The following is a 13297-nucleotide window of genomic DNA, read 5'->3' as shown; positions in this document are numbered from 1 at the left end:
CGGAGGGACCCCGCACGGAGGGACCGCCGTCAGCCGCCCATGGCCCGTACCACCGCCGTCACCGCCACCGTGGCGGCGACCACCACCAGGAAGGGCGCGCGCAGGACCAGCGCGAGCGCCGCGGCCGCGAGGCCGGCACCGCGCGCGTCGACGACCAGCGAGCCGCCCGCGCTGAAGGTCTGCTGCGCGGTCAGGGCGGCCAGCAGGGCGACGGGCAGCAGCGCCGACAGTCGCTGGACGAGCGGCCTCTCCAGGGTCGCGGCCGGGACGAGGAGACCGGTCAGCTTCAGCAGGTAGCAGCCTGCGGCGGTCAGGCCGATGGCGATCCAGACGCTCAACGCTCCGCCCCCTGCCGTCCCGGGCGGTCACCGAGCGCCCCGCGCCCCTGGAACCACAGCACGGCCGGTGCCGCGAGCGCCGCGACGAGCACCGGCACCCCCGCGGGCAGCAACGGCAGGGACACGAGCCCCAGCACGACGGCGAGCCCGGCGACGGCCCGCTCGGTGGCCGTACGGAGCATGGGCGCGAGCAGGGCGAGGAAGACGGCCGGTCCTGCGGCGTCCAGGCCCAGGGCGTTGGTGTCGCCGATGGCCTCGGCCCCCAGGGCGCCGAGGAACGTGGTGAGGTTCCACAGCACGTACAGGGTGAGGCCGGTGACGGTGAAGCCGATCCGCGCGGCGCGGCGCGTGGGCTGGGCGAGGGAGACGGCGGCGGTCTCGTCGATGACCCAGTGGGCCCCGAGCGGGCGTACGAGGCGGGGCAGGGCGAGCAGCTGGGACAGGCGGAGCCCGTAGAAGGCGTTGCGGGTCCCGAGGAAGAAGGCGCCGGCCGCCGCGGTGAACGGGTTCCCGCCGGCCGCGAGCGCCCCCACGAGCGCGAACTGCGAGGCGCCGGTGAAGACCAGGAGGCTGAGCGCGCAGGTCTGCAGGAGGCTCAGCCCCGCGCCGGCCGACGTCACGCCGAAGGCGAAGCCGGACAGGCCGACGGCCAGCCCGACGCCGAGCGCGTCGCGGACGACGGCGCTGTCGGCCTTGCCCACGGACGGTGCGGCTGTCGGCTGTACCGGTTCTCCGATGTCTCTGGTGAGTGCTGTCTGTTCTGCCACGCCGGGGACGCTACGGGCGGGGGTCGTTCCCGGTCTTGTACGTTCTTGCGCGTTCGCGCTGGTAAGCGCCCGGTGGAACGCCGACGATGCGGGTGAAGTGCCGGTTCAGGTGCGGCTGGTCGGTGAAGCCGACCGCGACGGCGGCGGCCGCGGGCGCGGTGCCGGCCTCCAGGAGGTCACGGGCGGCACGCACGCGCGCGTTGGTGAGCCAGGTGTGCGGCGGCATGCCGTAGGCGGCCTTGAAGGCCCGCAGCAGGGCGAACGGGCTGGTGCCGAGTTCGCGCGCGAGCTGCTCCAGGGAGGGCGGCTCGGCCATCCGCGCCTGGAGGAGCTCCCGGGCCAGGGACGCCGTGCGGGCCCCGGCGGCGAGCGGCGCGCGGGCGGGCAGCGTCTGGCCGTGACGGTGCAGCAGCCGGGCTATGGCGACGCGCAGGAGGCTGTCGGCGGCCAGCGCGTTGCCCTCCTCGGCCGCCCGGTGCACGGCGCGGACGAGCCGGGCGGTGTCCTCGTCCTCGACGATGGTCTCGGCGAAGCCGGGCGTACCGCGCAGCGTGGTCTCCTCCGCCGCGATCCCGGCCACCAGGGCGGACGACGGGTAGAGGGTCGCGTACGACCAGCCTTCGGGGGCCCCGGCGTGCGCGGAGTGCGGCACCTCCGGGTTGATCATGACGACGGTGCCGGGGCGGGCGCGGATCGTGCCCTCCGGCATGACCACGTCCTCGGCCCCGCGGCGGACGGCGCCGAGGACGAACCCCTCGTGGCTGTGGCGCGCGAAGGTGTGGCGTACGTAGCGCGCCCGGAGCAGGTCGAGCCCGGGCACTCCGGGGTAGTTCCAGTGCCTGGCCCACTCGCCGTCCCGGTCGCCGCCCCGCTCACCGTTCCGTTCACTCGCCATGATTCCATTCTGCGCCCGTCCGCACGCCTCCGACCTGCGCGTCCATGGCGCGGGCGGGCGGGCGGCCCCGCCGCCGGGCCGGATTGTCAGTGGCGGGGTGCACGATGGTGGACATGGCCAGGACTGCGCTCGACTCCTTCTCCCCCGCGACCCGCGCCTGGTTCACGGGGGCCTTCAACGCGCCCACCGCCGCGCAGGAGGGCGCGTGGCGGGCGATCGGCGCGGGCTCGGACGTGCTGGTGGTGGCGCCGACCGGTTCCGGCAAGACCCTGGCCGCGTTCCTCGCCGCGCTGGACCGGCTCACCGCCACGCCGCCGCCCGCAGACGCCAAGAAGCGCTGCCGGGTGCTGTACGTGTCGCCGCTCAAGGCGCTCGCGGTCGACGTCGAGCGCAATCTGCGCAGTCCGCTGACCGGCATCCGCCAGGAGGCGGTCCGGCTGGGGCTGCCCGAGCCGGAGGTGCGGGTCGGCATCCGCTCCGGTGACACCCCGGCCGCCGAGCGGCGCTCGCTGGCCACCCGGCCGCCGGACATCCTGATCACCACGCCCGAGTCGCTGTTCCTGATGCTCACCTCCGCGACCCGGGACGCCCTGTCGGGCGTCGAGACGGTGATCCTCGACGAGGTCCACGCCGTCGCCGGTACGAAGCGGGGCGCGCACCTGGCCCTGTCCCTGGAGCGGCTGGACGAGCTGCTGCCGCGACCGGCGCGCCGCATCGGCCTGTCGGCGACGGTGCGCCCGGTGGACGAGGTGGCCCGCTATCTGTCCCCGCAGCGGAAGGTGGAGGTCGTCCAGCCGCCTTCCGGCAAGGAGTTCGACCTCTCCGTCGTCGTCCCGGTCGAGGACCTCGGCGAGCTCGGGGGCTCCCCCGCCACGGACACGGACCAGGCCGAGCGGCCGTCCATCTGGCCGCATGTCGAGGAGCGGATCGCCGACCTCGTACAGGCGCACCGCTCGACGATCGTCTTCGCCAACTCGCGTCGGCTGGCCGAGCGCCTGTGCAACCGGCTCAACGAGATCGGCTACGAGCGCGCCACCGGAGAGGCCCTTCCCGAGGACCAGTCACCGGCCGAGCTGATGGCCCAGTCGGGCGCGGCGAAGGGCGCCCCGCCGCTGCTGGCCCGGGCGCACCACGGGTCGGTCTCCAAGGAGCAGCGTGCCCTGGTCGAGGAGGACCTCAAGGCGGGCCGCCTGCCCGCCGTGGTGGCCACCTCCAGCCTGGAGCTGGGCATCGACATGGGCGCGGTGGACCTGGTGGTCCAGGTCGAGTCGCCGCCGTCCGTCGCCTCGGGCCTCCAGCGCGTGGGCCGGGCCGGGCACCAGGTGGGCGCGGTGTCCACCGGTGTCGTCTTCCCGAAGTATCGCGGTGACCTGGTGCAGGCGGCCGTGGTCACCGAGCGGATGCGCAGCGGTTCCATCGAGTCGATGCGCATCCCGTCCAACCCGCTGGACGTGCTGGCGCAGCAGGTCGTGGCCATGGTCGCCCTGGACACCTGGCAGTTCGACGACCTGCTCGCGGTGGTGCGGCGCGCGGCGCCCTTCGCGTCCCTCCCGGAGTCGGCGTTCACCGCCGTCCTGGACATGCTCGCCGGCCGCTATCCCTCCGACGCGTTCGCCGAGCTGCGCCCGCGCGTGGTGTGGGACCGGATCGCCGGCACCATCACGGGCCGGCCGGGAGCGCAGCGCCTCGCGGTCACCTCGGGCGGCACGATCCCCGACCGGGGCCTGTTCGGGGTGTTCCTGGCGGGCGCCGACCCGAAGAAGGGCGGCGGCCGGGTCGGGGAGCTCGACGAGGAGATGGTGTACGAGTCGCGCGTGGGCGACGTGTTCACGCTCGGCACCTCCTCCTGGCGGATCGAGGACATCACGCGCGACCGGGTGCTGGTCTCCCCCGCCCCGGGCGTGCCGGGGCGGCTGCCGTTCTGGAAGGGCGACCAGCTGGGCCGGCCCCTGGAGCTGGGCCGCGCGGTGGGGGCCTTCCTCCGCGAGGTCGGCTCGCTGGAGCCGGACGACGCCCGGCTGCGCCTGGTGGCGGCGGGCCTGGACGCGTGGGCTGCGGACAACCTCCTGGCGTACCTGGACGAGCAGCGCCGCGCCTGCGGTCACGTCCCGGACGACCGCACCATCCTGGTGGAGCGGTTCCGCGACGAGCTGGGCGACTGGCGGGTGGTGGTCCACTCGCCGTTCGGCGCCCAGGTGCACGCCCCCTGGGCGCTGGCTCTCGGCGCCCGCCTCGCCGAGCGGTACGGCATGGACGCCCAGGTGATGCACGCGGACGACGGCATCGTGCTGCGGCTGCCCGACGCCGACCTGATGGGTCTGGACCTGCTCGACCCGGACCCGGCAGCCACGCCCGCGCCCGGTCTGGAGTACGACAGCGAGCAGGCCCCGATCGGCGCCGCCGACGTCGTCTTCGACAAGGGCGACGTCGACCAGGTCGTCACCGATCAGGTGGGCGGCTCCGCGCTCTTCGCCTCACGGTTCCGCGAGTGCGCGGCCCGCGCCCTGCTGCTGCCGCGCCGCAACCCCGGCAAGCGCACCCCCCTGTGGCAGCAGCGCCAGCGCGCGGCCCAGCTGCTCCAGGTGGCGAGCGAGTTCGGCTCGTTCCCGATCGTGCTGGAGGCCGTCCGCGAGTGCCTCCAGGACGTCTTCGACGTGCCGGGCCTCAAGGAGCTGATGGGCGACATCGAGTCGCGCCGCGTCCGCCTGGTCGAGGTCACCACCCCCGAGCCGTCCCCCTTCGCCCGCTCGCTCCTCTTCGGGTACGTCGCCCAGTTCCTGTACGAGGGCGACTCCCCGCTCGCCGAGCGGCGGGCGGCCGCCCTGTCCCTGGACTCGCGGCTGCTGGCCGAGCTGCTGGGCCAGGCGGAGCTGCGGGAGCTGCTCGACGCGGACGTCCTGACCGAGCTGGAGCGCGAGCTGCAGTGGCTCGCCGAGGACCGCCGCGTCAAGGACGTGGAGGGCGCCGCCGACGCCCTGCGCGTCCTCGGCCCCCTCAGCGACGCCGAGCTGGCGGAGCGCGGCGCCGACCCGGCGTGGGCGCAGGACCTCGCCAGGACGCGCAGGGCGATCCGCGTCCGTATCGCCGGGGCCGACCACTGGGCGGCCGTCGAGGACGCGGGCCGGCTGCGCGACGCCCTGGGCACCGCGCTGCCGGTCGGCGTCCCGGAGGCGTTCACCGAGCCCGTGAAGGACCCGCTCGGTGACCTCCTCGCCCGGTACGCCCGCACGCACGGCCCGTTCACGTCCTCGCAGGCCGCCGCCCGCTTCGGTCTGGGCACCGCCGTCACCGACGGCGCGCTGCACCGCCTGGCCGCGAGCGGGCGGGTCGTCCAGGGCGAGTTCCATCCCTCCGGCATCGGCCAGGAGTGGTGCGACGCCGCCGTTCTGCGCCGCTTGCGCCGCCGCTCCCTGGCCGCCCTCCGCCACGAGCTGGAGCCGGTCCCGCCGGCCGCCCTGGCGACCTTCCTGCCCCAGTGGCAGCACCTCGGGAGCAGCAGCCTGCGCGGCATCGACGGGCTGGTCCGCGCCATCGAGCAGTTGCAGGGCGCCCCGGTCCCCGCCTCCGCGCTCGAAAAACTGATCCTGCCCTCCCGCGTGGCGCACTACGCGCCCACCCTCCTCGACGAGCTCACCACCACGGGCGAGGTCCTGTGGGCCGGGGCCGGGGCGCTGCCCGGCAAGGACGGCTGGGTCTCGCTCTACCTCGCCGACGCCGCCCCGCTCCTCCTGCCCCCGCCCCACCCCCTGGAGCTCACCGCCCTCCACGAGTCGATCCTCACGGCGCTCTCCGGCGGCTACGGCCTGTTCTTCCGCCAGATCGCCGACCAGGTCCGCGCCACCACCCACCCCGACGCCACCGATCCGCAGCTCGCCGACGCCCTGTGGGACCTGGCCTGGTCCGGCCGGCTCACCAACGACACCCTCGCGCCGCTACGCGCCCTGCTCGGCTCGGGCCGTACGGCGGGCGCCACCGCCCACCGCGCCAAGCGCACCGTCCCTCGTGGCCGGTACGGCACCCTCACCGCGGCCGCCCACCCGACCGGCCGTGCCGCCTCCCGTTCCGGCCCGCCGACCGTGAGCGGCCGCTGGTCGCTGCTGCCGCCCGCCGAGCCGGACCCGACGCACCGCGCCCACGCCCTGGCCCGCACCCTGCTGGACCGGCACGGCGTGGTCACGCGCGGCGCCGTGGCCGCCGAAGGCGTGGAGGGCGGCTTCTCGGCGACGTACCGTGTCCTGTCGGCGTTCGAGGACAGTGGGCAGGCGCGCCGCGGCTATGTCGTCGAGGGCCTGGGCGCCGCCCAGTTCGCGATGGACGGCGCGGTCGACCGCCTCCGCGCGGCGGCGACCGCGCGCGACCGTGCCGAGCCCGGCGCCGCCCCGCGCGCGGTGGTCCTCGCCGCCGCCGACCCGGCCAACGCGTACGGCGCCGCCCTGTCCTGGCCCGAGCCCCCGACGGGCGCCGGGCACAAGCCGGGCCGCAAGGCGGGCTCCCTCGTCGTGCTCGTCGACGGCGAGCTCGCGCTCTACATGGAGCGCGGCGGCAAGACCCTGCTGTCCTGGCCCACCGAGCCGGAGGACCCGGTCCTGCGAGCGGCGGCCGAAGCGCTGGCCGAGGCCGCCCGCGCGGGCGCCCTGGGCACCGTCACCGTGGAGCGGATCAACGGCACGGCGGCCCTGACGTCGCCGCTGTCCCGCGCCCTGGAGACGGCCGGTTTCCACGCCACTCCGCGGGGCCTGCGGCTGCGCGCGTAGCCGCAAGCGCACCGGCCCTCGGCGCTGGCCCATCATGGAGACATGCCCGAAGGAGACACCGTCTGGCTGACCGCCCGTCGCCTGCACACCGCCCTCGCGGGCAGGCTCCTGACGCGCTCCGACCTCCGCGTCCCCAAGCTGGCCACCGCCGATCTGACCGGCCGGGAGGTTCTCGACGTCACTCCTCGCGGCAAGCACCTGCTCACCCGCATCGAGGGCGGTCTGACCCTGCACTCCCATCTCCGGATGGACGGCTCCTGGCGCGTCTTCGCAGCCGACGAGCGCTGGCGCGGCGGCCCCGCCCACCAGATCCGGGCCATCCTCGCCACCACGGCCCACACCGCCGTCGGCTACCGCCTGCCCGTCCTGGACCTCATCCGTACCAGCGGCGAACACACCGTCGTGGGCCACCTGGGCCCCGATCTCCTCGGCCCGGACTGGGACTTCGAGGAAGCCGTACGCCGTGTGTGCGCCGACCCGGCGCGCCCTCTCGGCGAGGCGCTGCTGGACCAGCGGAACCTCGCCGGCATCGGCAATGTCTTCAAGTGCGAGCTCGCCTTCCTCGCCCGCGTCACCCCCTGGCTCCCCGTCGGCGACCTGCCGCCCGGCGTGCCCGAGCGGCTCGTCGCCACCGCCCACCGCCTGCTGGAGGAGAACAAGGAGCGCGTCGAGCGCCGCACCATGCCGGGTTCACGCCCCGACCAGAAGGTGTACGTCTACGGCCGCAGGCAGCAGCCCTGTTACCGCTGCGGCACCCCGATCCGCTGGGACGACCGGCACGAGCGGATCTCGTACTGGTGCCCCGGATGCCAGAAGGGGCCCGGCCCCGAGGCCGCCGCCGCCAGTTGACGCCTTGTCGGCGCCGGAGCCCGTCAGGCGCGCGAACGGCCCCAGCGCACCGCACTGGTGAATCTCAAGGCCCTGGACGTCTTGGAGGCCCTGCGCGTCGGCGGTGGTGACGCGGCGTGCACCGGCAGGAGACTGAGCCCCCATCCGCCGGCCGCCACGGCACCCTCCACGACGCCCACCTGACCCGGCGCCAGGGCCAGGCGGAGCACCGCCCAGCACCACAGCCCACCCAGCACCAGCGCCAGTGTCACCCGCCCGGCCGTCACCACCCGCGCGCGCGCCCGCCGTTCGGATACCGGGCGCCCGGGCCCCCGTCGTCCAGCCACCGGCAGTCCAGCCGCCGGCAGTTCAGCCGCCGCCGACCGCCGTTCAGGCGCCGGCCGCGAGACCCGTCGCCGTACCATGGCCGCCTCCTCCGGTCGACGCTAGACCGGCCAGTCAACCGGCGGGAGGGGCGTACCGGTGCACGCCTCCCGCGCGCACCCGGCCGCCCTCACGCGCTCCTCGCGCTCCGCCGGCGCCGTACCGCCTGTAACGCCCGTACCGCCACGCGCGCGTAATCCGGCTCCGCGCCGCTTACACACTGTCCGCCTGGCGGCTCTCGGCCTGGAACATCCATGCGTGCTTCTCGAGGTCGGCGGTCAGGGCGATCAGCAGGTCCTGCGTCACCGGGTCCGGCTCGTCGGTCGCGGCGATCCGCTCCCGCATCCGGCCGACCACGGCGACGAGCGCGTCCACCATGATCTTCACGGCCTCGTCGTCCTTGATCCACCCCATCGGCACGTTCCCGATCGCGCTGCTCGACGCGACCGTCGAGGCTCGCCCGTCCGGGTTCACCCCCAGCGCCGAGGCCCTCTCCGCCACGGTGTCGGCGTGCTGCCGCGCGGTGGCCACGACCTCGTCAAGCTGGAGGTGTACGGAGCGGAAGCGCGGTCCGACGACGTTCCAGTGCACCTGCTTGGCCACCAGGGACAGGTCCACCACGTCCACCAGCGTCCCTTGCAGGGCCTCGCCGACCACCTTGAGGTCGGCGTCGGGCAGAGAGCTCTTCACGACAGTCATTCCGAATCCTCCGTTCCGGCGTGCGGCTGTGCGCGCACACGCCTCGTCCACCATGACACATACGACCTAAAACGGGCATTCGGAGTAAACGAAAGCCCCGGTCGGCACTCGGGTACCCGACCGGGGCTCAGCTCAAAACGCTAGCTCTCTCTCAACACGAGCGCGCGCGCTCAGGCGGCGACGACGTCCACCGCCTCGGCGGGCGCCTTGATGGTCACCCGCTCCGTCGGCACGCCCGCCACCGACGTCACGGACACAGAGTTGAGCATGGGACGCACTGGTGCCGGCACCGGCTCACTCGCCGCTGCCGATTCCGCCAGCTCCGCCAGCGAGAGCTCGTCGCTCACCTCTCGCATGAGCTCGGACATCCGTACGTCAAGCGCGTCGCAAATCGCGGAGAGCAGCTCGGAGGAAGCCTCCTTCTGCCCCCGCTCCACCTCGGAGAGATAGCCGAGCGAGACTCGGGCGGACGAGGAGACTTCGCGCAGAGTACGGCCCTGGCGTTGGCGCTGCCGACGCAGCACGTCACCCAGCAGGCGACGGAGCAGAATCATCGGTGGCTCCCTCCTCGGACCGCGTAGCCGCATCCTTCACGCCCCACCGTACCGCCTCGCGCTGCGGCCGTGCGGGGAGCGATGTCGTGTTCACTCAGGGCTGCAAACATCAATTCCCCCCGTTCTGTTCCGTATCCTGTGCCCGCGCATTCTCCGAGAGTTCGTTCGCGAGCAGCTCCAGCACGCTCCGTACACTCTCTTTACGGATTTCCGCACGGTCGCCGTTCAATCTCAGGGCGACGACTTTCCCCGCTCCGAGTGGCCCGTCGGGCGGTCCGCAAACCGCCACGAACACCGTGCCGACCGGCTGCCCGTCCTGCGGTTCGGGCCCCGCGACACCCGTCGTCGCGACCCCCCAGACGGCATCCAGCCGGACCCGTACACCCGCCGCCATCTGCAGTGCCACGTCCGGGTCGACCGCCCCGCGCTCCGCCAGAAGGGTGCCGTCCACGCCCAGCAGCTCGCGCTTGAGCGCCGTCGCGTAGGCCGTGACGGAGCCGCGGAACGAGCGGGAGGCGCCCGGTACGGAGGTGAGCTCGGCGGCCACCAGGCCGCCGGTGAGGGACTCGGCCACGGCGAGCGTTTGGTTACGCTCCGCGAGCAGCGCCAGCGCCCGCGCCGCGAGGGCCGCCTCGTCCGCAGCCGCCGGCGTCGCGACGGCGGCTCCGGCCGGACCCGGCGAAGTCGCCACGGCGCCCGCCGCCGAACCCGACGAAGTCGTCGCCGACGTCATCGGCCCGGCTCCGATCCGCTCTCCGCCCCCGCTCCCGAAGCCGTCCCCGCGCCACCCGGCGCCGCGTCCCCCGGAGCCGCCCCGGCCGCCGTCGCGGCGGCGGCCTGCCGGGCCGCCGCCTGCTCCGCCGCGAGGCCGCGGCGCCGCAGCACCACGGCCTGCCGCACGTAGTCGAGGCCGGTCACCACGGTCAGGACGACGGCCAGCGCCATCACCCACCACCGCAGCGTGGCCAGCGGCCCGGTGAGCATGAGCACGTACATCCCGACCGCCGTGCCCTGCGCCAGCGTCTTCATCTTGCCGCCACGGCTCGCCGGGATGACGCCGTGCCGGATCACCCAGAAGCGCATCAGCGTGATGCCGAGCTCGCGGAAGAGGATGACGCCGGTCACCCACCACGGCAGGTCGCCCAGCGCCGACAGGCACAGCAGACCGGCCGCCATGATCGCCTTGTCGGCGATCGGGTCCGCGATCTTGCCGAAGTCCGTGACCAGGTTGTACGCCCGGGCCAGGTGCCCGTCGAAGATGTCCGTGATCATGGCGACGGCGAACGCCGCCCACGCCCAGGCGCGCCAGGCCGGGTCGTACCCGCCGTCCTGGAGCATCAGCACCACGAACGCCGGTACGAGCACCAGCCGCACCATGGTGAGGATGTTCGCGATGTTCCAGAGGCTGGCCTGGTTGACGGCCGCAGCGCCCAGCTTGCCGCCGGGCGGCGTCGGCCTGCCCGTACCGCCCGCGGCGGATGCCGGGACTCCGGTCATCTGCCCGCCTCCTCGAAAAGACACTCGGCGATGAGGTCGACGCCCTCCGTGCCCACGACCTTCGCCGTGACCATGCGGCCGGGCACCAGCCCCTCGGTCGTCGTGAAGACGATCTGGCCGTCCGTCTCGGGCGCCTGGTGCGGACCCCGCCCCACGGCACCGTCACCGTCCGGCGAGGCGTCCACCGACTCGACCAGTACCTCCATGGTCTCGCCGATCCGCTCCTCCGCGCGCTGCGCGGTGAGCTCCTCCGCGAGCCGCGACAGATGGGCGAGCCGCTCGTCGACGACGTCCTGGTCGAGCTTGTCCTCGTACGTGGCGGCTTCGGTGCCGTCCTCGTCGGAGTAGCCGAAGACGCCGATGGCGTCGAGGCGGGCGTGCGTGAGGAAGCGTTCCAGCTCCGCGAAGTCCTCCTCGGTCTCGCCGGGGAAGCCCACGATGAAGTTCGAGCGCACTCCGGCCTGCGGTGCCTTGGAGCGGATGGTGTCCAGCAGCTCCAGGAACCGGTCGGTGTCGCCGAAGCGGCGCATGGCGCGCAGCACGGCCGGCGCCGAGTGCTGGAAGGACAGGTCGAAGTACGGGGCGACCTTCTCGGTCGAGGTCAGCACGTCGATCAGCCCCGGGCGCATCTCGGCGGGCTGGAGGTAGCTGACGCGTACGCGCTCGATCCCGTCGACCGCCGCCAGCTCCGGCAGCAGGGTCTCCAGGAGGCGGATGTCGCCGAGGTCCTTGCCGTACGAGGTGTTGTTCTCGGAGACCAGCATGATCTCCTTCACGCCCTGCTCCGCCAGCCAGCGGGTCTCGCCGAGCACGTCGCTCGGCCGCCGCGAGACGAAGGAGCCGCGGAAGGAGGGGATGGCGCAGAACGAGCAGCGCCGGTCGCAGCCGGAGGCGAGCTTCACCGAGGCGACGGGGCTGGAGTCGAGGCGGCGGCGCAGCGGGGCGCGCGGCCCGGACGCGGGCGCGACGCCCTCGGGCAGGTCCTCGGGGGCGGCCGCGGGGGCCTCCGCGGCGCCGTGCCCGGGCAGGGCGACGTCGGCGGCGGCCTGCTGGCGCTCCACCGGGGACAGCGGCAGGAGCTTGCGCCGGTCGCGCGGGGTGTGGGCCTCCACGCTGCCACCGCTCAGGATGGTCTGGAGGCGCCCGGAGATGTCGGCGTAGTCGTCGAAGCCGAGCACGCCGTCGGCCTCGGGCAGCGCCTCGGCGAGCTCCTTGCCGTACCGCTCGGCCATGCAGCCGACCGCGACGACGGCCTGGGTCCTGCCGTGGTCCTTCAGATCGTTGGCTTCCAGCAGGGCGTCGACGGAGTCCTTCTTGGCGGCCTCGACGAACCCACACGTGTTGACGACCGCGACGTCCGCGTCGGCGGCGTCCTCGACGAGCTCCCAGCCGTCCGCTGCCAAGCGGCCTGCGAGCTCCTCCGAGTCCACCTCGTTACGGGCGCAGCCAAGAGTGACAAGGGCGACGGTACGGCGTTCGGGCATGGACTCAAGACTACTTCGTCCCAGCCATGCCCCCGCCGCTCAGGGGTCACCCGCCCGTCCCCGGGCCCTCCGGTCACCGGAACCGGGGGTCACCGGCCCCCCGGGGCACCCGGTGATCACCCGGCGGTCACCCGACCTGGGGGTCACCCTTCGTGTACGACAGCCGCTCGACCTGCCCGGTCTCGAACTGGTCCTCGACCTTCTTCCCGTTCACGAACAGCTCGATCGCCCCGGCGTTGCCCAGGATGAGGTCGATCTTCTCGTCGTCCTGGAAGGTCTTGGAGTCGCCCTTGAGGAGGAGCCCGTCGAAGAGCAGCTTGCCGTCGCTGGCCTTCGCGGAGATCCAGCTCTTGTCGTCGGTCGCGGTGAGCTTGACCGTCACCTTGTCCTTGGGGACGGCCGCGATCGCGCTCTCGGACGGCGCGGGCGGCGGCACCGCCGGCTTGGGCGGCTGGGGCTTCGGGGTGGCCTTCTGCGCCGGGGCCGGTCCCTCGGCCACCTGCGTGCGGCGGGAGTCGCCGTCGTTCCCGTTGACCATGGTGAAGCCGACGAAACCGATCACGACGACGATGGCCGCGACCATGGCGGCGGTCCAGTTCGGGCGGCGGCGCTCCGGGCGGATGCGCTCGGCCTCGAAGAGCGGCGCCGCGGGCGTCGGCGACGGGCGGCCGCCGTGCTCCGCGTCGTACTGCTCCACCAGTCGAGCGGGATCGAGTCCCACGGCGCGCGCGAGCGTGCGGATGTGCCCTCGGGCGTACACGTGGCCGCCGCACCGCGAGAAGTCGTCCTCCTCGATGGCGTGCACGATGGGGATGCGCACGCGCGTGGAGGTGCTGACCTCTTCCACGGTCAGGCCCGCGTCGATCCGTGCCTGCTGGAGCGCACGGCCGATCGAGGGGCGGTCCTCCGCTTCCGTATCCGAGGGGACAGAAGCGTCGGAAACGGTCGAAGGGGGTGAAGGGGGCGAAGGCCGGTCGTCTTCGGGGGAGTTGCCGATGGACACGAGGGCGCCTTTCGAGCGTGTAACCACCTGCTGGAGGTTCAGTCTATGGGTGGTACGAAAGGGTTAAGCAACCGGGCGGACGCACTTTGTACGC

The 13297-nt window shown here is 73.9% G+C and carries 12 protein-coding genes; 2 read left to right on the top strand and 10 right to left on the bottom strand.

Annotated features, from left to right (window positions below; genetic code table 11):
* Positions 1 to 29 precede the first annotated feature (29 nt).
* Genes ACZ42X_RS28895 through ACZ42X_RS28885 form a run of 3 tightly spaced genes read right to left on the bottom strand, consistent with a single transcriptional unit; the run spans position 30 to position 2000 of the window.
* Positions 30 to 338, bottom strand: coding sequence for an AzlD domain-containing protein (locus ACZ42X_RS28895; protein ID WP_468296010.1), 309 nt, complete (start codon positions 336 to 338; stop codon positions 30 to 32).
* On the bottom strand, positions 335 to 1105 hold the full coding sequence (locus ACZ42X_RS28890; protein WP_468296007.1) for an AzlC family ABC transporter permease: 771 nt from the start codon (positions 1103 to 1105) through the stop codon (positions 335 to 337). Before ACZ42X_RS28890 ends, ACZ42X_RS28895 begins: the two co-directional genes overlap by 4 nt.
* Positions 1106 to 1115: 10 nt before the next feature.
* Positions 1116 to 2000: an AraC family transcriptional regulator gene (locus ACZ42X_RS28885; RefSeq protein WP_468296004.1), complete on the bottom strand. Its 885-nt coding sequence runs from the start codon at positions 1998 to 2000 to the stop codon at positions 1116 to 1118.
* A 113-nt stretch (positions 2001 to 2113) separates the two neighbouring features.
* Here ACZ42X_RS28885 and ACZ42X_RS28880 point away from each other — a divergent pair, with 113 nt between their 5' ends.
* Together ACZ42X_RS28880 and ACZ42X_RS28875 are read left to right on the top strand one after the other, a co-directional pair.
* Positions 2114 to 6754 carry an ATP-dependent helicase gene (locus ACZ42X_RS28880; RefSeq protein WP_468296001.1) on the top strand — a complete coding sequence of 1547 codons (4641 nt, stop codon included), beginning with the start codon at positions 2114 to 2116 and terminating at the stop codon, positions 6752 to 6754.
* Between the two features lie 42 nt (positions 6755 to 6796).
* On the top strand, positions 6797 to 7603 hold the full coding sequence (locus ACZ42X_RS28875; protein ID WP_468295998.1) for an Fpg/Nei family DNA glycosylase: 807 nt from the start codon (positions 6797 to 6799) through the stop codon (positions 7601 to 7603).
* A 23-nt stretch (positions 7604 to 7626) separates the two neighbouring features.
* Here the strand turns inward: ACZ42X_RS28875 and ACZ42X_RS28870 are convergent, their stop codons facing one another.
* The 7 genes from ACZ42X_RS28870 to ACZ42X_RS28840 all read right to left on the bottom strand — a co-directional run bounded on the left by ACZ42X_RS28870 (position 7627) and on the right by ACZ42X_RS28840 (position 13203).
* A complete protein-coding gene (locus tag ACZ42X_RS28870; protein WP_468296306.1) occupies positions 7627 to 7872 on the bottom strand; it encodes a hypothetical protein in 246 nt (81 codons plus the stop codon).
* Between the two features lie 307 nt (positions 7873 to 8179).
* Positions 8180 to 8665, bottom strand: a complete 486-nt coding sequence (locus ACZ42X_RS28865; protein WP_468295995.1) for a Dps family protein — start codon at positions 8663 to 8665, stop codon at positions 8180 to 8182.
* Between the two features lie 170 nt (positions 8666 to 8835).
* Positions 8836 to 9219, bottom strand: coding sequence for a helix-turn-helix domain-containing protein (locus ACZ42X_RS28860; protein WP_019889909.1), 384 nt, complete (start codon positions 9217 to 9219; stop codon positions 8836 to 8838).
* A gap of 109 nt (positions 9220 to 9328) precedes the next feature.
* Positions 9329 to 9952, bottom strand: coding sequence for a CinA family protein (locus tag ACZ42X_RS28855; RefSeq protein ID WP_468295992.1), 624 nt, complete (start codon positions 9950 to 9952; stop codon positions 9329 to 9331).
* Positions 9949 to 10716: a CDP-diacylglycerol--glycerol-3-phosphate 3-phosphatidyltransferase gene (gene pgsA, locus ACZ42X_RS28850; protein ID WP_468295989.1), complete on the bottom strand. Its 768-nt coding sequence runs from the start codon at positions 10714 to 10716 to the stop codon at positions 9949 to 9951. Before pgsA ends, ACZ42X_RS28855 begins: the two co-directional genes overlap by 4 nt.
* Positions 10713 to 12200 carry a 30S ribosomal protein S12 methylthiotransferase RimO gene (rimO, locus tag ACZ42X_RS28845; protein ID WP_468295986.1) on the bottom strand — a complete coding sequence of 496 codons (1488 nt, stop codon included), beginning with the start codon at positions 12198 to 12200 and terminating at the stop codon, positions 10713 to 10715. The genes pgsA and rimO overlap by 4 nt, the downstream gene beginning before the upstream one ends.
* Positions 12201 to 12327: 127 nt before the next feature.
* Positions 12328 to 13203 (bottom strand): helix-turn-helix domain-containing protein, encoded by an 876-nt coding sequence (locus ACZ42X_RS28840; RefSeq protein WP_468295983.1) that lies wholly within the window; start codon positions 13201 to 13203, stop codon positions 12328 to 12330.
* Between the last annotated feature and the right edge of the window lie 94 nt (positions 13204 to 13297).

The organism is Streptomyces sp. NPDC030862 (assembly GCF_055571835.1).
This window is presented reverse-complemented; position numbering and strand designations above follow the sequence as displayed.

Excerpts from the sequence above, each read along its gene's own strand:
- ACZ42X_RS28885 (WP_468296004.1), bottom strand. The coding sequence starts at position 2,000 with ATGGCGAGTGAACGGAACGGTGAGCGGGGCGGCGACCGGGACGGCGAG.
- ACZ42X_RS28880 (WP_468296001.1), top strand. The coding sequence starts at position 2,114 with ATGGCCAGGACTGCGCTCGACTCCTTCTCCCCCGCGACCCGCGCCTGG.
- ACZ42X_RS28875 (WP_468295998.1), top strand. The coding sequence starts at position 6,797 with ATGCCCGAAGGAGACACCGTCTGGCTGACCGCCCGTCGCCTGCACACC.
- ACZ42X_RS28865 (WP_468295995.1), bottom strand. The coding sequence starts at position 8,665 with ATGACTGTCGTGAAGAGCTCTCTGCCCGACGCCGACCTCAAGGTGGTC.
- ACZ42X_RS28860 (WP_019889909.1), bottom strand. The coding sequence starts at position 9,219 with ATGATTCTGCTCCGTCGCCTGCTGGGTGACGTGCTGCGTCGGCAGCGC.
- ACZ42X_RS28855 (WP_468295992.1), bottom strand. The coding sequence starts at position 9,952 with ATGACGTCGGCGACGACTTCGTCGGGTTCGGCGGCGGGCGCCGTGGCG.
- pgsA (WP_468295989.1), bottom strand. The coding sequence starts at position 10,716 with ATGACCGGAGTCCCGGCATCCGCCGCGGGCGGTACGGGCAGGCCGACG.
- rimO (WP_468295986.1), bottom strand. The coding sequence starts at position 12,200 with ATGCCCGAACGCCGTACCGTCGCCCTTGTCACTCTTGGCTGCGCCCGT.